Below are 17,188 nucleotides of genomic sequence, written 5' to 3'. Positions count from 1 at the left end.
TGGCTCATTCGAGGCCCCATGGTCGAGACCAGTGGCGGGGTTGACGAAGGACCACTCCCGCCCCGGGTGTCGCGCCGGTCACTGAGACCGGAAGCAGCGTCTCGGGTGTGTAGGGCGGGATCTTGTGCAGAAAGAACCTGCCGCCCATCCGGCCGAGCAGGTTCGTGTTGTTGACGTCTCGGACCATCAACTTCATCGGGTCGAGATCGACCGTCGCGCCACCTTCCGACGCCGACAGGGCGGGAAGTTTGACTGTCCGAGTCGGATACTTCCCACCCGGCACGCGTTCGTATTTGCGGCCGACCCAGGAGAAATCAGGAAGTGTCCACGTCCCCGGCGCCGTCACGATCCATTTGATGAGCATCGGCTGGTCGGTCGGGTTCGAGATAGTGACAGTCCCGGACCCCGACGTGCCGCCCTCCAGCTTCCACCCGTCGAGCTCGTCGTCCTGGAACCACATCGGTTGCCCGGCGATCGCGGTCATCGGTACGGTGCCGTGACCGGTCAGGCGCGGATCTTTGTCTGACGCGAAGTCCGGGTTCTCGGACAGCTGGAGCAGCAGATCCCGTGAGCCGGACCGTTCGGTGGTGATCCGCATCCGAGTCTGAGATCCGTTGGGGTCCCACGGATCGATTTCGTAGTCCCAAGCCTTGCGCCATCGGGAGTCGTTCTCCTCCCATTCCTCGGACGAGTCTCCGAGAATTTCGACGCCGAACACGACTTCGCGTTGGTTAATGCGTTTACCTCGGTAGCTGCCGCCGATCTGGAAGGCCGAAGACTTCCAGATCGTCGACACCGGTGCGTCGTAAATGCCTCGCGGGTTGGTGGACAGGTACACCCCTTCGGCGCCCTGACCCTCACCCGCGAGGCAGAAGTACGACCCGTCGCAACCGAAGATTTCCACCTTCGCTGTCGAATCGAACAACTAACTCCACCTCGCCCCGTGCTGCAGGGCCAGCTGCGCCGCATAGGTTTTCGCTTTCGCGAATGCCTCTTCGACAGACTGGACCTGAATGTTGATGGTTGTGGACTGGTCGACCGGGGCAGCGCCGTCGCCGGCGTAAATCTGGTCCGGTCGATTGGTGGTGCCGACGTTGTACTGCGACCCGGCGGTGAGACCGGGAGCAGCACCCGCCGACGGCACTGTGGCCTTCGACGCCTGCTCAAAGGCCTGTCGGTAGTAGCTGTTCGGATCGATGGGAGTGCCCTTGAGCCCGAAGATTTCGAGCAGAGCGTCCTGACCGATCTTGCCGACGTCCTTGCCGTATTTATCCAGGCGTGTGTTCATGTACGCCTGCGGATCGAACGCCGCCGCACCCGGAACTGGTGCTGCCGGATCACCTGCGAGAGCAGGTGCTACCGACGGCGATTCGGGTGTGGTCAGCGGTTGACCTGTCACGGCCGGGATGTACTGCTGCAGCAACCGCCACTGATCGTCCGTGAACACGACTTCGGGCTTTCCGGAGAGGTTGAAACCGAAGGTCTTGTCCTTGAAGACCCCGCCCTGGTCGTAGCCGGCACCGGTCAACGCTGCGACACCTTGCCCACCGAACTTCGGGTCACGAAGCAGGTAGTTCAGCGACGCACGGAGATTCGATTCCGGATCCCAGATGTCGTCGAACCCTGGGTCCTTGTACGACTGGAACGTCGGGTCGATGACCTGAGCGAGACCTTTCGATGGGACACCGTTCTGCGCGTTGACGTCCCAGTCGTTGATCGCGTTCGGGTTACCACCGGATTCCCGTTGGATCTGATACAGGTACTTGTCGACCAATGACCGGTCGATACCCTTTTCGTCGAACAGCTTCTCCACGAGGGGTCGCCACTGTTCCGCACCAGAGTTCTTGTCGTACGGGACATCTCCACCACCGGAAGTGGCTGACTTGCCACGGACGATCGTCAAAGCCGCGTCCGTCAACTTGTCGTAGACGGCGAGCGGAATCTGCCCGAACATGCCCAATTCCGAGAACTCCGGAATCATCTTCCGCAGCCCCTTGACCGGAAGCTCGAACAGGTTCGCGGTCTGATTGCGGACCATGTTGAACGCCCCGCTGATCGCTCCCGTGAACCGTTCGAACAGCGACTTCTTTTCCTCGTCGCTCATTTCGGCCTGCGGGAAATCGTTCGCCCAGTGCACGTGATCCCAGTGACCAGGCAAGTCACCGGCGTACACCTGATTCGAGAGCTGGCCCTGGTCGGTGATCATGTTTCCGCCGACGTTGTAGAGCAACGGTCCAGGACCCCAAATCAGCTGCGCTGATTGCGGATACGCCTGGAAAATCCAGTCCGCGTAGGCCTGCTTGTTCGGACCGTCGATGTCGACGGCGCCGCCCTTGCCGTGATAGCCGGAATGGCCGGGGCGAAGAGCGGACGTGATCGTCACTTCCGGGAACGCGTCCTGGATGACCTGCGCCATCCAAGTGTCGGTGTCGGAACCGAAGATCACACCACCACCGAGCGCGAACTGCGCCGGTCCCTTGTTCTGGACCCGACCCCCGTCTCGGTAGTTGCTGGCCAAGGTCTCGCGGCGCATCCGCTCGACCTCGCCGTGACCGCCTGCAGCCATGACTTCTGCTGCTGTCCAGACGTGCTCGCCGTTCGAGAGCCAGGCGGGAATCTTGTCGTCACGCGGGCCACCTGCACCGAACACCGCGCCACCGTCGCGACGATGAATCATCTGGTCTGCGATGTTTCCGCCGGACTTGCCGCCGACTTCACCGATCGGATCGATCGTCGGCCACGGTTCCAGATCGAGCAGTCCCGCGACTGCGTTCCACGCTTTGCCGAGCCCGTTGTTGAGCACGGTGTCGATGACAAAGTTGATCGGCCCTGCCAGACGCTCCCTCAATCCGTCCCAGATGTCGCCGATCGCAGAGACGATGCCGCCGAAGAAGTTTCGCAGTTCGTCGAGCGCGCCCCGGAATCCTGGGAAGTGCTTTTCGACGATGTCCGCGATACCGGAACCGATGGCGGATGGAAGGTTCTTCCAGTCCGTGACGGCTCCGTTGGTGATCTTCGAGAGGAAATCGTTGGCGAGTCCACCGAGGCCTTCGTTGCGTAGGGTGTCCCACGCCGGCCGGATGGTGTTATTCCAACCGTCGGAGACCCGTGAGCACAGTTCGTCCCACTTGGCCTTCGCCCCGTCTCGTAGACCGGTGATCGCCGATGATCCGATTTCACCGATCCGGGAGCTGACGTCACCGAACCACTTCTTGGTGTCCTCGACCTTGTCGCCGACAGAGCCGGTGAATCCGTCCCAGGCGTCCTTGGCCGCATTGATCGACTTCTCCCACAACGCTGCGGCGGGAGACTGCCCTTCTTCCGCGCCGATCCAGTCCCACGCGCCGCCGCTGACGAAGTCGCCGACGCCGCTGAGTCCGCGGTTGATCGCCCCGCCCCAGCCGCCGTGGTCCTTGTTCCACAGGCCACCGTCGTATTCGTCTTTTTCGTTGTTGTAGCCGAAGAACGAGTTGACGCCTCGCGAGGTTTTGCCCCACCAGCCACCGTCGTTGTCGGCTCCGTCCCACACTTGCCGCAGTGCGCCTGCGCGTTGCGCCTGACCAGGTTCGAGCTGTTCGGGAACCTTGCCGGGTGCGTCGCCTTGTTCACCGTCGTCGCTGCTCCGGGCGGGCCGGAACGTCCCCAACAGCCCTGCGGCCGTGGAGATTATGCCCATGATCGATTCGACGATCGACTTGACGTCCTCGAAGAACTTCTTGATTTCTTCGCGACCTTCGGGCGTTCCGAGGAATTCGTTCCAGCGGTCGAGGGTGGACTCGATCGAGTCGAGCCAGGACTCCCCCACCTCATCCGAACCAGCGAACATGTTGCCCGCGAGTTCGCCGATTCCCTTGATGATGCGCCAGATTTGGGCGAACGTGTCGATCGCTTCCTGCATGAAATTGTGCAGTTGCGACTTACCGTTTTCGTCGATGGTGGTGCGCATCGAGTGAATCATTTCGGCGAAATTGCCGGTCCCCTCCTCGAAAGCACCGGTGATGGACGGGAGGAAATCCGATCCGACGGCAGAGAGGTCCAGCAGCGCTGAACCGAGATTGCCGAGACCATCCAGCAACGGCCCCAACGCTTCTGCCGTGTTGGTGAGAATTTGCGAGATGTCGTCCTTGACACCATCTGTCATCAGCCAATCCATGGCCGATTTCAGTTTGGTGTTCAACACGTCCGCCAGCGCCGTCAGACCGTCCGTCAGAATCGGCATGTAGGTGCCGCCGAGCTCCGAGAACTTCTGCCCCATCCCGTCGAACAGCGCGTCCTGTACCGAGAACCGGAGTTCCTTCCAGGCGTCGGACATTCCGCGTGTCATCTCGACGAACTGCCGTGCATTCGGCGAGAGGTTCGCGAGCGCCTCGTTGTACTTCTCGAGGGACGGCGATCCTGCTGCCATGGTGTCGTTCAGGTTCTGCTGAGCGACCGCCACGTTGTCGAGTGCCCGCTCAATCCCCCTCTGCGACTCAGCGACTCGATCCTGCGCATCGACAATCGCTTGCTTCGAGTCGACGACACGGTCATCGGCGTCCACCACTGCCTGTTGAGCAGCGACGACCTGGTCCGCACCTTCGACGCCCTTGGCGTTGACGTCAGCGACCTCGGCCCGGAGATCCTGGTTCGCCTCGCGAACTTCCGTCAGACGCTGGATCTGCTGGCGGTAGGCGAGATCGGCCCTGCGTAGCTGGGTCGGGGTCGTGTCGCCGGAGCTTCGGGCTTCGACCAGTCGTTCCCAGGACTCCTGAACCCCGAGTAGCGCGTCCTCTTCGTCGAGGGAACTGCGCTTGAGGGCGAGGTTCATGTCCTCGATCTGCTCGGTTGCGGCCTTGCGCGCCTGCGTGAGCGACTTCTGTGCGAGTTCCGCATCCGCCACCGCGCGGCGGTTGTTCTTCTCCGCAGACTCGACCTCACGCAGTGCTCGTGTGTGGCCCTTCTCTGCCTGCTCCACCGCGTCGATCGCGTCGGCAAGAGAGCGCTGAGCGGCCTCGGTCTGCTTCGCTGCGGCTGCCGACTCCTTCGCGGAGTTCTTGGCCGCTTCCTTGCCTGCCTCGAAGGCGTCCTTGATGCCGGTGGCTCCGACTGCGATCGTTGCGAAGGTCGCGGCGGCTGCAGCACCCATCGCGGGGAGTAGTGCAACGACCCCTGCTGCCTGGACGAGTTGGCCGATGAGCGGTACCAACGACACTGCACCCAACGCGACCAAAGCGATCTTCGCCAGACCTGCACCGGAAGCAATGCCACTGAGAGCTGCTCCGGCACCGCCGCCGGCGCCGCCACCTCCACCACCGGCAGGGATCGGCGGCATGCCACGAATCAGCGCCTCAAGCGCCAGTACCTGTGCGGTCAGAGCTGCGACCTGAGTCATCGCCGCACCTGTGTCGATGTCCAGGTTCATGTGGACGTCTCTGATCGATGCCCGGAACGCCTGCATTTGCGCATGTGCCCTGGTCAGGTCCAGATCGGCGCGAACGGTGACGTCGGCTTCCATCCCCTGCAACTGGGTACGTACGCGATTACGCAGCCCCGTGAGATTCGGGGTGATGTCGACCTCGACTGCCGGCATGTTCCGGGTGCCGTTCCGCACCCGCTGGTGGAATCCGGCAAGGTTGGGCTCGACCTGAACAGTTGCGTCGACGCGGCGCGAATTGACGAGGAATCGCAGTCGCTCGTGGAAGTTCGCCGATAGCTCTGGTTCGACAATCAGCCGTGCGGATCCCGCGTTGTAACTGTCGGCCACAGGTCACCTCGCTATTTAGTTGTTGAGCCCCAATTTCGCGAGAACGCGATCGACGGATTTCGTGTCGCGTTCGCGTTCGAGGAGTTCGAGGGCGGTACGTGGCCGTTCGAGAGGCAGGGGCGGCGATCCCTTGTTTCCATGGACCCGCCGAAGGGTGTAGTCGAGTCCTTGGATGGCTTCGACCGTCGCCATTTGCAGGTAGACCTCGCGGGACATTCCCAGAGGTGTCATCAGCGGTGCGGGCGCGTCGCCCCCAGCGCTGGAGTCTTGGTCGAGGAGGTATTCAGCCAACTCGAAATCCATTGCGCGAGCGGCTTTGTAGTGGGTGTGCTCTGGAAGTCGGTAGAGGAGCCGATACAGCTTCGGCCACGGGTGTTTGTGACGAAAGAAGTCGAGGAGATCGAGTCCGAACTCGCGTTGAAGGTCGAACTCGATCTCTTCCCCGTAGGCGTCGATGAGCTGGATCAGCCCTGCGATCCCCCCGGGACATCACTCGCCCCGTTGCTCCCCTGCGGCCGTTGCCCGTAGAAGTGCGTCTGCACATCCTGGAGGAACGCAGCGGTGACCTTGAAGTGTTTGCCTCGCAACAGTTCCGACCACACTCGCTCGTACGCTTCACCGCATACCGCCATCAGCAGCGGCTGAAAGTCTTGGGGAGACAGATTCTTGATCCCGTGCTCGAGGAGCATGGTCATCGCGACGATCCGTTCGGTCTCGACCGGCTCGGTGATTACGATGTCGGGCACGATGCCGTCTTCTTCACCGATGACGTACGGGTCGAGGGGCACGAAGTCCTTGGTGGCTTCGTTGGCGAGGGCGGTGAAGCGGCCGACGGCCTTCTTCTCCGGTTCCTGCACGGGCGCGATGCGGCGGGGCTTGGGGGCGGTGGCCTTGCGGGGGGTAGCCATGGGGTGTCTCTTTTCGTTCGAGGGTCAGGAGGCCGAGCGGGAGCGCGGCTTGGCGGGCTTGGACGGCTGGGCGTCCTCGGATGAGATGGCCTCGCCGGTCTCAGCGGGTGTCGACGCGTCGTTGGTTGCGGTGCTGTCGTCGGCCAGGTCGGGATCTGGTGCTGCGGCACGGAAACCGCGGCCCAGCAGGTTGTGGTAGGCGGTTGCGCTGTGAACGGTGACCTTCTCCTCGCCCTTTTCCAAGACGCGGGGAAGGCCGTACGGGTTGTCGGACATGTTCTCTCCCAAAGGTGTTCAGGTTGTGGACGAAACGCCCGCCACACCAGAGAGCTGGTGCGGCGGGCGTGTTGGATCGATCAGGCGAAGCCGTGCTTGCCGGCGAGGGCCTTCCAGCCCGGACCACCGAAGAACAGTCGCGAGGAGTACCCGAGGGTCGAGTCGACCTTCGCCTTGAGGGTCATCGGGTAGGACAGCGCCTTGTCCGTTCCCCAGTCCTGCGCTGCGACTTCGGAAACCGTTGCGCGGGGCAGGATGCGGCCGAAGTAGATTTCTTCGCCTTCCGCGCCGTCGATGCCGAGGAAGATCGTCCGGTAGTACCGCGTTGCAGGGGAGGTGGGTTCGGAGAACTGAACTTCACCGGTTGTCGGGTCGGGCGCCACCTGAGACAGGTCGACGTTGTGGTACATCTCGAGGACCCTGCGGCTGGTCTCGATCGGGGTGTATCCGACGGCGAGTGTGCGCTTGATGACGTCCTCGCGGACTTCTTCGAGCACGCCCCACGCTTCGATGGTCGTGGTCTGGACGTCCGGGGTGAAGCTCGGTGGCGCGTCCTTGGCGATGTGGCCGACGGACGAGAAGCCGGTGAAGTCCACGAGGTCGGCGGTTGCACCGGTCGTGAACTTGACCGGGATCGCCGCAGTCATTGGCGCGATGAGAACCGCGCCCTTGTTGGGCTTGCGGACCAGTTCTGCCTTGAGGTCGAGCAGGGCATCGTCAAATGCCATGGGAGGTCTCCTTACGTGGGGTTACGAGTGAGCGACCGCTGCCCCACCGGGAGCGGAAGCGGCGGCGAGTCGTGGTCAGAGCCGCGTACGGCGGAAGCTGAGCTGGTACGTGGCTTGGACCATCCGGTTCAGGGGGTCGATGTCCGGGAGTTGCGTTACACCGGTGACCTCGCGAGCGGCGTCGACGAGTGCGCCCGCGATCTTGCGGTTGACCGAGTTCAGGACCGCTTCGCGGCACTGTTCGGCGATGCCGGTCGATGTTGATCGTTTCCGGGCGAAGACGGCGACCTGCAGGATCGGGCGGTCGGTGATCTCGTCGCGGCTGCCGCCGTTCCGGGTGATCCAGATGACCGGCATCTTCGTGACGTCGAAGTCGCCTTTTTGGTCGACTGGTAGATAGGTGCATGCGTGTCCGAATGGTGCGAGCAGGTCGACGAGCACCTGTTCAGCGTCGGGAAATGGCCCCATCATGTGGACTCGATCACTGAAATGGCTTGCGCAAGAACCCGTTCTGGCCTGTTGTATCGGGTGCCGTGTTCACGGAACCGCGCGTAGTGGCCGAACGCGTAGATCACGCCGACCTGTTTCGTGCCGTTGAGGCCTCCGCGAGTCAGCAGTGTGGTCACGGATTGTGAGTTGTAGCCGGTTCGCTTGCGAGAGTTCGCCGTCCAGAACGCCGCACCGATCTCACACTTGGTGTGAAGGACCTTCGCGAGGTCATCGGATTCACTCAGGTACACATCCAGGTTGTTTCCAGCGGAACTCGTTCTCAGGGAACCCATCACGTCACCTCCGTGAGAGTGAACCGGATGAACGGTGTCCATCCTGTGAACGGGTTGGTCTGGGGTTCGACGTCCGATGTGATCGACGCGATCGTCCCGTCCGGGAGTTTGATTCGGTCGCTCTTACGAACGTCTGATCCGACCGGAGCGGACACCGGAATCGTGTTGGTGTCGCGATCCTGTCGGTTCCCCTGGTGACCGCCTGCCATGCGGGGGCTGTCGCACGGGCCGATCGACCCGACTTCCTCGTAGTCACCATCTCCGTGCACGTCGACATCAGGTGCACGGAGAACGGTGAGCATCGATCCTGCTGGGAACTCCATTACAGGTACCTCGGCGCGCGTGTGCCGAGCCCGGCATTCGTCAGCACGTCGAACGCGAGTTCCGAAAGCTGAGTTGCCGCTTTCGCGCGCTGTTCGACCGTCGCCTGCCCGGCATAGGTCACCGAACCGCCTGGCACCGACTGCGATCCGATCTGAAGGTCTTGCCCGAAGGCACCTTTGTTCGGATCCACCTTCGCCGCGCTCCACTCGGTGACCTGCTGGCACGTCGCATCGCGAAACGCTTCGGCAACCGTCGGGTCGGACGGCGCTCCTGCCGGTGTTGTGTCGTATCGGTCATGCCTGGTCGCTTTGCTGACCAGAATGCTCGCAGACCGCAGTAGCGACGCCGCCCCGACGGGGACTGACTCGAACCAGTCCCCGTCGACGAGATCGTCAGGCGTTGCATGAACCAGAATGCCCATCGGTCACCGCCTTTCGATCACTTGGCCGGCAGGAACCAAGCCGCGATCTTCTTGGTCGACACGCCCTTGACGTCGTCCTCGGTCTTGCCGTGCGCGAGGGCGTAGGCAACCCAGTCGGATCGTTCTGCGTCGGCTGCCGGGAGTGTGTCCGCGAGTTCGCCGCTGAGTTCCTGGACCTGTGCGGTGGCGTCCTCGTGGGCTTCCTCGAGTGCCGTCTGTGCGTCCTCGGCTGCGTCGGTCGCGTCGGCGACCTTCGTTTCGGCCGATTCGATGGCCGCTTCGGCCGATTCGAGGCCATCGTTGGTTGTCGGTTCGACGGTGTGACCGCCGACTTCCGAAGTGACATCACTCGACGGGGTGTGCGTCAATTCGGCTGGGGCGCTGAGCCCCTCCTCGATGCGTTCCCAGCGGGCCAGGTCGGACAGGTGCGACGGATCGTCGTCTACCTGCACAACCTGGCCGCTGTTGCGATTACGGAAGGTGGGCATCAGGCTCAGGCCTTGTCGGCGCCCTTGATCAGCACCGCACGGTTCTTGTCGATCGTCTTCACGCCGTACAGCGTGTCGAGCGAGATGACCGACACCTTCTTGTTGATGTCGTAGTCCGAAGCGATGCGGATGCTGATGCCCTTGTAGGTTGCGACCTCGGCGTTGCTGCCGGGTGCAATCTCCAGAGGTGCGCTGACGAAGGCGAACGCGGTCGGGTGGAATCCGACGCCGACCTCGGTGGTGGGGTCGCCGGCTGCCTGCGCGCCGGGAGCCTTCGGCTGACCGACGTTCTGCGTCTGGTAGACGTCGAAGCCGAACACGTCGCGGCCGAGAGAGCCGCGGCGCAGTGCCTCGGTGCTGCCCGACTTGTCAGCGTGCTTGATGATGTCGGCGTTGAGCCACTGGGCCTTGGTCGTGGGGCCGATGACTGCGTGCCGCAGCGTCTCCGGGAGCTTGTTGATGTCGAGGACGCGCCCAACCTCGATCAGCGCCTCGGGCTTGTTCCACTCGAATCCTGCCTGCGCAGGCAGACCGGCTTCCTGGGTTACGTCGTCCCGCAGGGAAAGGATGGCGCGGTCGATCTTCTGCGCAATCGCCTCCATGGCCGGGGTGAGAAGCTGCTCGTCGAAGTCCTCGATATCGAGCGTGAGCTCTTCCGAGGTCACCTCGAACGAGACGTCTGCGATGCGATCGAGGACCACCGGGATCTGGCCTTCGGTGGCGGACTGGATCTCGATGCCGGTTGCTCGGTTGAAATCCTTGGCCTCGAAGACAGCGGGCTTGCGGACGTTGACCGTGTTGCCGACCTTCTGCGCGGTGAACTCGCGAGAGTGGTCGGTGTGCACGAGTGGCACCATGACCAGCGATTCGTAGAGCGTCGCGAGGGCCTGGCGTGCGATGACGTCGGGGGTGAGGAAGTTGTTTGCCACGGTGTGGGCTCCTTACGGGTCAGCGGGCATCGCGCCGCTTGCGGCGCGAAACTCGGAGGGAATCGATGTCGGTGGCCTTGGGCTCACCGGCGGTGGGGTCGCCGTTGCCGGCGGAGAGGTCGGCACCCGAACGTGCGGGGCCGTCCTTCTTCGGCTTGCGCAGGCGTGGGTGCTCGGCGATCGCGTTCTCGATCGCGGTCTTCAGCTGGTCCTCGAGATCCGTTGCGTCCGGGTCGATCGCAGCGATGGTGGTTCGGAACGTGAGGGAGTCGAGCAGTGCGACAGCATCGGCGTCGGTGTCGTCTGCAGCGCGGTAGAGGGCGAGGTCGCGTCGGGCTTCGGCGGCTGCCTTGGTCTGCGCTGTCGCGCGTGCTTCGGCGTCGTCTGCCTTGGCCTTCGCCTGGGCAACGACTTCGGCGGGGTCGACTTCGGTCTTGTCCTCTGCGGGGAGAATTCCGAGTTCTTTGCCGAGTCGTTCGGTGAACTCCCGCTGCTGCTGTTCGGCTGCTGCGCGGGCTTCTTCGCGTGCCTTGTCGGCGGCTTCTTCGGCGGCCTTGGCGATCGCTTCCTGGTTCGCCTGTCGGAGCTGCTGGTTTTCGCGGCGGAGTTTGCGCGCCTCGGAAACCTTGATGACGGGATCGTCGTCGTCGGTGGTCGTTGCGCCGCCTTCGTTACCCGTGGTGGGTTCGGTGGTGGTGGTCTCCTCGACGGTGGTGTCGTTGTCGGTGGGATCACCTGCGGGGCTGTCGGTTTCGACGACTGTGCTGGTGCTGTCGGACATGAGGTGGCCCTTCTTGCCGCGCCGGGCGGCGGGTAGGCAGACGGCACGACGCCAGGTCGGTACCGCGGGAAATGTGAAAGGAGCCCCGACGCCAGGTCAGAGGCTTGAAGGTCCCGGTTCTGCCGCCAGGGCAGGTACGGGGGACGTTGATGCGGCAGGGGTCGAACCTGCGACTCGCCGGTCAGGAACCGGTTGCTCTCCGGGTGAGCTACGCACCATGAACGGCGACAAGCCCGCTACACCGGTGTGGTGTGCGGGCTTGTCGGCTGTTCGGTTGGGTTAGGCGCCTTGGGGGTGTTCGGCGTGGAACTGCGTCCAGGCCGCGGCGATCGCGGCAGGTCTGTCAGACGGTGTGGCGGTGATGATGGCTGCGAGTGCGTCGTCGTGCCATTGCCCGAACGGGCTGCAAGAGTTGACTTCTCCCTCATCGATCGCGAGGTTGATGTCGTACTCGAATAGTGTTCGCCATTCGGAGTAGCCGGTCGGGGTGCCGTTGGTTCTCATTGCTTTCTAGCCTCCGGAACCTGTGCGAGCAGCATCTCGTGCAGTGCGCGCGAGACTTCCGTTGCGTCGTCGCCGTTGAGTTCGACGTCGAGGAACGCTTCGCCGAGAACTTCGACCGGATCGACGATCATGGGGTTGTCGTGGCGGAACGAGTACCCCGACATCTGACTCTGCAGCCAGCGGGTTTGAGTGTCGTTGTCGCCTTTCACCACCTCAGGATGCCGTGACATGACCTCTGTGACCGTCCGAAGCACTTTCCGGCGCGCCGTGTGATTGCCGAGGTGGTCGATGACGTGCCCGAATTCGTGGACGATGACCGACCACATCCCTCTGCGGGCTGAGTTGCGTGGGTGGAAACCGCCTTGCTCGTCCTGTTCGAGTGAAGCCAGCAGGGCTGACCGGTCGCGGAGCACTGTCTCCGAAACCGAGAGCCTGCCGACGATCCATCCTCCGGGGTTGTCGGGATCCGGATTGCCGCCCGCGTTCGCCAGGTGCCGCTCGGGGAGGTCTCGTGTTCGCAAGCGGGGCGCCCGCGCCCACGGATACCGGTGGTGCATGTCGACGACTGCGTCCACCAGTTCTCCGAATGTGTCCAGGTCTGCGACCTCGAATCCGGTCGCTGCGACGTCGATGTCGGTGAGCCGTTGCAGTTGGCGTTGGTATCCGTCGCCGCCATGTGATCGAGGCGAGTCAGGAGTGGGTGGACCTGGGTTGCCGGTCACCATCGCCGGGCGCTCGAGCCGTGTGCGGTATCCGAGGTCGATCTGTTCTCGGCGCGGCAAGCGTGGCACGCCGGTCTCGTCGACCAGTTCTCGGATTTGCTTCTGTGCTGCGCGTACGCGAGTGTTCGCCGTTGCTATTGCAGCGGGGGTGATCGCTGCCGCGCGCATCCGCTTGCTGGCCCGCACCTCTCGTTCGAGGGCTCGCAACTGTTGCGTGGCCACGTATCCAGCGGGATCAACCGGTGGCACGTTCGGGAGATCGTCGCCGGGCACCCACAGTCGCAAACCGTGGCGGCAGCCCGGGTGGTGCAGTCCGCGTGCGCGTGCCTCGGATAATGACGCCACCACCGGGACTGATCGGCCGGCGTGGATCGCACCGCGTGTGGCGCCAGTCAGGGACAGGAGTCGACCCTGGAACGGTGCGCATTGTGGTGAGCAATTCGCCACGGTGCTTACACGCACCAGGTCGTAGCCGTTCTCGGACAGCAGTGCCGTGTGCGTATCCATCGCAGCCCGCGCGCATGCTGTGCGGGTTGCCATTTCGACGTAGTTGACCAGGTTGATCCTGCGACCGCGCCGATCGACGAAGCCGGTGATTCCGCGTGCGGCGAACCGGTCGAGCATCTGCTGCGCGAGCGCCACCCGACCGGCTTCCCCCTGGATCCGGGAGGATAGGACTCCTGCCATGACCTGCCGGTAGATGCCCTCGGTTGAGGCCAGGATGTGCGGATGCATCCTCGACAACGACGGCAACAACCCCGCAGGTGCGCGAACCAGCGTTGCGGCTGATGTGCGTGGCACGTGCGGTGCTGACTCCCGAAGCCATCCCGGCGGGAGCTCTTTCATCGCCGCACGCCTGCCGCGATCCGCGGACTCGGCCAGCGCCCGTATCGCCTCTCTGCGTCCACGGACGTAGGCACCGGCCATCAACTCCCGCGCCGCGCTGCGGAATTCGTTCATGCGGCTCCACCGACGCACGCCGGACCGCGGTTGGCGGGCATCCTCGGCTACGGCCGCGGCGACACGGCCGATCAGCACTTGCTCGGCTGAGGCGTACACCGCCGACGACGCCCGGATGAGAGCTTCGATCTGCTCGGGGCCTAACGACATCAGCCGTCACCCCCGAAGATCAGTACTCGCTGTCCGGAACGTCGGGTTCGGCGACGTACGCCAGCTTCGCCTTGCGCTCGACGTCCTTCCAGATCCGGTCGACCTCGTCGTTGACGTCGTCACTCGACCAGTTCGGGTGCTGTTGGCGAACCATCTGCTCGACCGAGACGCCATTCGCCGCCGACAATGTTCCGAGCGTCTGGGCCAACTCGACCGGGCTTTGCTGCGGCCGAATCGGAAACCGGATCTCCGGCATGTCCTTCAGCTCGAGACCCGTCCCGAATTGGATGTTGTCGAGTTCGAACCCAGCCCGCGCGAACGGGCGAAGACCAGCCTTGTAGTAGTTGATCTTCTTGTCCCGAGTACGTTCCGACAAACGGTCACGGGAGTTGACCTCAGTTGCCGTCGCGGCACCGGTAGAGGCTGTGAGGGAATTGTCCGAGAACGATCCCGCCGACAGGCCAGCGCCCCGCAGGATCGCATTCAGAAGTTCCGCGCACGTGTTGGCGTGCTCCTGCCACCGGATCGTGAATTGGTTCGCCTGAACTGGCGCGTTGCCGTTCTGCATCGAACCGAGCCCGGATGCCATCGGTGTGAAGATCGATTGCTCACCGTCCCAGGCTGATCCCTTACCGGGACCGAGTGGCTTGAGCATCGATTCATCGACGAACAGCCGCGCCTTACCGAGGTCGATGTCGCGCATCCACGAGCTGTACGACTCGTCGAGCGCGTCGAAGAGCGGCTCCAACCCGTCGAAGTCGGACCGGCCGAGCGGGGAGAGCCCGTGGATCGGTCGCCACTTCCGGTTGGGACGCACATTCGGGATGTACGTTGCCGTGAGCGCGTCGATGCCAGTTTCGATGGCACCTTCACTGTCGACTAGGTCAGCTGCCCATGACGTCGACGAGTGCTCGGTCAGTGGAACGGCTCTGCCCAGACGGCCCCGGTCACCTTCGTAGAGCCCGTGCAGGATTCGTCCCGGCTCATGACGCTCGAGGTGTCGGTAGACCGTGTCGTTGTCGTCGTTCACGACGGTCCAGAACGTCACCCCGGCCAGTTGGTCGTACTTCCATGTTGGGACCGCTGCGTCGGCGGCGACTGCCCCGAGCTTGACCTTGTCAGCGACTTCCTTGTCCCACCACCAGCGCAGGTACGTGCCACCCAGCGCGGACGCCACTTCAGCGGACTCCGCCAGTGTCGCGGCGGCGTCGTCTTCACCGAAGAGTTTCTGCAGACGGTCCTGCGTTGCCTGATGATCACCGCGCGCGTCGTCCTCTCCGACTACGAACATCGGTGGTTGCGCGAACAGCAGGTCTGCCGAAGCTCGGGCGAGGTCGGACGCTGCGGGTACGTGAAGTCGGTGCGACTGCTGGGGGTTTGGCCGGCCCCAAAAGAATCGAGCCAACTTCCCGACGACTCCCCCGGCGTACTGAGATGGGCGCTGCCGGTTATTTTCCCGGTAGATTTCTTCGAGCACCTCGACGTTGCCGGTGTACCAGGCATTCCAGGTGCGCATTTCCTTCTGCGCGCGGTCGAACGGTTTCGGCGGCCATTCGGTGGACTTCTCAGGAAGCGGCATACTCGCCTCCGTTCACATCGACGTAGCGTCGCCACCGCTTTTCGGTGGTGACGATGGCGTAGCGGGCAGCGTCGAGCGCGTGATCCGCAGACTTGATGGGCTGGTCGTAGCCCTCGGATGTTGCTTGCGTGTCCCACGAGTAGCCGGCGACCTCGGTCATGAAGGTCTTGCAGCGATCGGTGACCTTCAGCTTTCCGGTCGAGAGCAATGTTGCGATGGTCCGAATTCCGTACAGCACATCGTTTTCGGCCGCGTACGTCGGAAGTTCGTCTTGCAGGAGCTGTACCCGGAATGACGCCGCTGCGGGGTCGACGATGACCGGTCCGGGAGGCATTCGCGTCGGGTATGGCAGGTGCCCTTCGGCGAGCCAGTCACGCAGGCCGCGGGAGAGTTGAGCGTCGGTCCAGCGGGTGGCGTCCGATCGTGGCGTGTACGACCATTCGTCGATCAGGTAGAGCACGCCGTCGGCGCCTACGCCGAGCAACAGCGCCACGGTGGGATTCGTGGTGCCGTAGTCGACTCCGACGCCGAACAGTTCCACCATCTGCGGTAGGTCCTGCCACCGCACGACGTGCTTGGACGGCTCCCACATGTCGTAGACGGCGCCGTCGGCTGCGACCCAGTGGCCGAGGATGAAGCGGCGGTACCAGAGGCCTGTGTACTCGCGCTTGATCGAGTTCTTGTAGTCCTCGGACAATGCAGGGTTGTCGTCGAGCGTGAAATGCCAACTGCGCCAGTCTGGAAGCTCGTGCAGTCGGTCGAGGTATTCGGCCTTGAGCCAGTGCATCGGGTTGTCGGGGTTCGTCGTTCCGAACAACTTCGCGCCGGTGACAGACATACGACCGAGTAGCTGATGGAAGAAGTCCGACCGAATAACGGTGATTTCATCGGCGTAGGCACCGGCAACGGTGAGCCCTCGAAGGGACTTCTCCGCCTTCGCGTCCGATGCACCGAGCATGTAGACGCGGCGCCCGAGGATCGTCGCAGACGGCGCGCCTGTGACGTAGTGGACGGTGTCGGCGAATTCCCCGAAGATGTCGGGATCCTGCATCGGAGAGATGACGTTGCGAGCGAGGGATTCGCGGGTACGCCCGACCATGACGAACTGCCCGCCCCCTGGCGGGTTCGACAGGAACATCAGCCACCGCATCATCGAGCCGAAGGTCTTTCCGGAACGGATTGCGCCTTCCCAGATGTTGATGCGGGCTTCGGCCTCAGCTATCGAGTAGAGCTGTTTCCGCGACAGTGGCAGGTCATTGAACGTCGTCACCCGCCACCTCCTTCTGCTCTGCAGCGGTACCGGCTTCGTCGTTGACGGGCACTGATGTGTCCGGCGGCGGCGCACCGTTCTTCTTGTCCTCGTCAACGACCGTCTTGATGCGATCGATGAGATTGGCGAGCACGGACCGCTTGTCCTCGACCGACGAATCGGTAGAGCCCGCAATGAGATCCATGTGGCCTTTGAGCGCGATCTGCAGTGCGGCGTAGCCGTCGCGGGCGTCGCGAAGTGGCGGCAGCGGCAAGGTCACCGGGATCATGGCGTCCTGACCGCGTTCGTAGTAGTTGTGTGGGGACCACAGGCGCTCACGGAGCTTGACGACGTCGTCGAGAAGTTGCTCGGCGAGGTCGACTCGGCGTGCCTTCATCTTCGCGACGCGAGCGGCCGTCGCTTCGACCGTCGCAGCCTCGTCGAATGAAAGCCCGAGTTCCTTGGCGACCTTGGTTACCGAGTACGCAGACCGGCCGATTTCGCGCGCTATCTCGTTGCGTCCCTTGCCCTGTGCATGCAACGCGGCGATCTTGTCGCGTTCAGCCTGTGTGAGGTCCGGCTTCTTCGTGCCCTTCTTCGGGCGAGTTGTCCGCGATCGCGACGCGGGTGGAAGCGGAGCCATG

18 protein-coding genes and 1 tRNA gene are annotated in these 17,188 nt (G+C 63.4%); all 19 read right to left on the bottom strand.

All coding sequences use genetic code 11. From position 1 onward, the window contains the following. Positions 1-4: 4 nt before the first annotated feature. Entirely contained in the window at positions 5-925 is a 921-nt protein-coding gene (locus ABWI03_RS24940) for a phage tail protein (RefSeq protein WP_353798934.1), read from the bottom strand. After that, positions 926-5,743: a transglycosylase SLT domain-containing protein gene (locus tag ABWI03_RS24935; protein ID WP_353798933.1), complete on the bottom strand. Its 4,818-nt coding sequence runs from the start codon at positions 5,741-5,743 to the stop codon at positions 926-928. Between the two features lie 15 nt (positions 5,744-5,758). Continuing rightward, a complete protein-coding gene (locus ABWI03_RS24930; RefSeq protein ID WP_147307775.1) occupies positions 5,759-6,034 on the bottom strand; it encodes a hypothetical protein in 276 nt (91 codons plus the stop codon). 173 nt (positions 6,035-6,207) lie between these two features. Then, the gene (locus ABWI03_RS24925) at positions 6,208-6,651 is read right to left on the bottom strand and encodes a hypothetical protein (RefSeq protein WP_353798932.1); all 444 of its coding nucleotides are present in this window, start codon (positions 6,649-6,651) and stop codon (positions 6,208-6,210) included. Between the two features lie 24 nt (positions 6,652-6,675). Next, positions 6,676-6,927, bottom strand: coding sequence for a hypothetical protein (locus ABWI03_RS24920; protein ID WP_351646468.1), 252 nt, complete (start codon positions 6,925-6,927; stop codon positions 6,676-6,678). Between the two features lie 80 nt (positions 6,928-7,007). After that, the gene (locus tag ABWI03_RS24915; protein ID WP_021343756.1) at positions 7,008-7,655 is read right to left on the bottom strand and encodes a phage tail tube protein; all 648 of its coding nucleotides are present in this window, start codon (positions 7,653-7,655) and stop codon (positions 7,008-7,010) included. Positions 7,656-7,730: 75 nt separating this feature from the next. Continuing rightward, complete coding sequence (locus ABWI03_RS24910; protein WP_353798931.1) at positions 7,731-8,126, bottom strand: phage tail termination protein; 396 nt, start codon at positions 8,124-8,126, stop codon at positions 7,731-7,733. Next, entirely contained in the window at positions 8,123-8,437 is a 315-nt protein-coding gene (locus ABWI03_RS24905; protein ID WP_234551531.1) for an HK97-gp10 family putative phage morphogenesis protein, read from the bottom strand. The genes ABWI03_RS24910 and ABWI03_RS24905 overlap by 4 nt, the downstream gene beginning before the upstream one ends. Then, complete coding sequence (locus tag ABWI03_RS24900) at positions 8,437-8,760, bottom strand: hypothetical protein (protein ID WP_116103031.1); 324 nt, start codon at positions 8,758-8,760, stop codon at positions 8,437-8,439. The genes ABWI03_RS24905 and ABWI03_RS24900 overlap by 1 nt, the downstream gene beginning before the upstream one ends. After that, positions 8,760-9,182, bottom strand: a complete 423-nt coding sequence (locus ABWI03_RS24895) for a head-tail connector protein (protein WP_287483953.1) — start codon at positions 9,180-9,182, stop codon at positions 8,760-8,762. The genes ABWI03_RS24900 and ABWI03_RS24895 overlap by 1 nt, the downstream gene beginning before the upstream one ends. Positions 9,183-9,199: 17 nt before the next feature. Beyond that, complete coding sequence (locus ABWI03_RS24890) at positions 9,200-9,670, bottom strand: hypothetical protein (RefSeq protein ID WP_351646540.1); 471 nt, start codon at positions 9,668-9,670, stop codon at positions 9,200-9,202. 5 nt (positions 9,671-9,675) lie between these two features. Then, on the bottom strand, positions 9,676-10,599 hold the full coding sequence (locus ABWI03_RS24885; protein ID WP_353798930.1) for a major capsid protein: 924 nt from the start codon (positions 10,597-10,599) through the stop codon (positions 9,676-9,678). 19 nt (positions 10,600-10,618) lie between these two features. Then, complete coding sequence (locus ABWI03_RS24880; RefSeq protein ID WP_116103027.1) at positions 10,619-11,380, bottom strand: hypothetical protein; 762 nt, start codon at positions 11,378-11,380, stop codon at positions 10,619-10,621. A gap of 146 nt (positions 11,381-11,526) precedes the next feature. Next, a tRNA-Arg gene (locus ABWI03_RS24875) sits at positions 11,527-11,598 on the bottom strand. A 61-nt stretch (positions 11,599-11,659) separates the two neighbouring features. Further along, the gene (locus ABWI03_RS24870) at positions 11,660-11,884 is read right to left on the bottom strand and encodes a hypothetical protein (protein WP_351645284.1); all 225 of its coding nucleotides are present in this window, start codon (positions 11,882-11,884) and stop codon (positions 11,660-11,662) included. Next, positions 11,881-13,716: a phage minor capsid protein gene (locus ABWI03_RS24865; RefSeq protein ID WP_353798929.1), complete on the bottom strand. Its 1,836-nt coding sequence runs from the start codon at positions 13,714-13,716 to the stop codon at positions 11,881-11,883. The genes ABWI03_RS24870 and ABWI03_RS24865 overlap by 4 nt, the downstream gene beginning before the upstream one ends. Positions 13,717-13,735: 19 nt before the next feature. Further along, the gene (locus tag ABWI03_RS24860; RefSeq protein WP_021343769.1) at positions 13,736-15,295 is read right to left on the bottom strand and encodes a phage portal protein; all 1,560 of its coding nucleotides are present in this window, start codon (positions 15,293-15,295) and stop codon (positions 13,736-13,738) included. Beyond that, positions 15,282-16,565: a PBSX family phage terminase large subunit gene (locus ABWI03_RS24855; protein WP_116103022.1), complete on the bottom strand. Its 1,284-nt coding sequence runs from the start codon at positions 16,563-16,565 to the stop codon at positions 15,282-15,284. Before ABWI03_RS24855 ends, ABWI03_RS24860 begins: the two co-directional genes overlap by 14 nt. Then, on the bottom strand, positions 16,549-17,187 hold the full coding sequence (locus ABWI03_RS24850) for a helix-turn-helix domain-containing protein (RefSeq protein WP_116103021.1): 639 nt from the start codon (positions 17,185-17,187) through the stop codon (positions 16,549-16,551). Before ABWI03_RS24850 ends, ABWI03_RS24855 begins: the two co-directional genes overlap by 17 nt. Position 17,188 lies beyond the last annotated feature (1 nt).

It is taken from the genome of Rhodococcus baikonurensis (assembly GCF_040489275.1).
Classification (GTDB): domain Bacteria; phylum Actinomycetota; class Actinomycetes; order Mycobacteriales; family Mycobacteriaceae; genus Rhodococcus_F; species Rhodococcus_F baikonurensis.
Note: the sequence above shows the minus strand (reverse complement) of the source record. Positions and strands in the feature narration are given on the sequence as shown.

Bases quoted from the DNA above. Each gene is read 5' to 3' on its own strand.
- ABWI03_RS24925 (WP_353798932.1), bottom strand. From the start codon at position 6,651: ATGGCTACCCCCCGCAAGGCCACCGCCCCCAAGCCCCGCCGCATCGCG.
- ABWI03_RS24920 (WP_351646468.1), bottom strand. From the start codon at position 6,927: ATGTCCGACAACCCGTACGGCCTTCCCCGCGTCTTGGAAAAGGGCGAG.
- ABWI03_RS24915 (WP_021343756.1), bottom strand. From the start codon at position 7,655: ATGGCATTTGACGATGCCCTGCTCGACCTCAAGGCAGAACTGGTCCGC.
- ABWI03_RS24910 (WP_353798931.1), bottom strand. From the start codon at position 8,126: ATGATGGGGCCATTTCCCGACGCTGAACAGGTGCTCGTCGACCTGCTC.
- ABWI03_RS24905 (WP_234551531.1), bottom strand. From the start codon at position 8,437: ATGGGTTCCCTGAGAACGAGTTCCGCTGGAAACAACCTGGATGTGTAC.
- ABWI03_RS24900 (WP_116103031.1), bottom strand. From the start codon at position 8,760: ATGGAGTTCCCAGCAGGATCGATGCTCACCGTTCTCCGTGCACCTGAT.
- ABWI03_RS24895 (WP_287483953.1), bottom strand. From the start codon at position 9,182: ATGGGCATTCTGGTTCATGCAACGCCTGACGATCTCGTCGACGGGGAC.
- ABWI03_RS24890 (WP_351646540.1), bottom strand. From the start codon at position 9,670: ATGCCCACCTTCCGTAATCGCAACAGCGGCCAGGTTGTGCAGGTAGAC.
- ABWI03_RS24880 (WP_116103027.1), bottom strand. From the start codon at position 11,380: ATGTCCGACAGCACCAGCACAGTCGTCGAAACCGACAGCCCCGCAGGT.
- ABWI03_RS24870 (WP_351645284.1), bottom strand. From the start codon at position 11,884: ATGAGAACCAACGGCACCCCGACCGGCTACTCCGAATGGCGAACACTA.
- ABWI03_RS24865 (WP_353798929.1), bottom strand. From the start codon at position 13,716: ATGTCGTTAGGCCCCGAGCAGATCGAAGCTCTCATCCGGGCGTCGTCG.
- ABWI03_RS24860 (WP_021343769.1), bottom strand. From the start codon at position 15,295: ATGCCGCTTCCTGAGAAGTCCACCGAATGGCCGCCGAAACCGTTCGAC.
- ABWI03_RS24850 (WP_116103021.1), bottom strand. From the start codon at position 17,187: ATGGCTCCGCTTCCACCCGCGTCGCGATCGCGGACAACTCGCCCGAAG.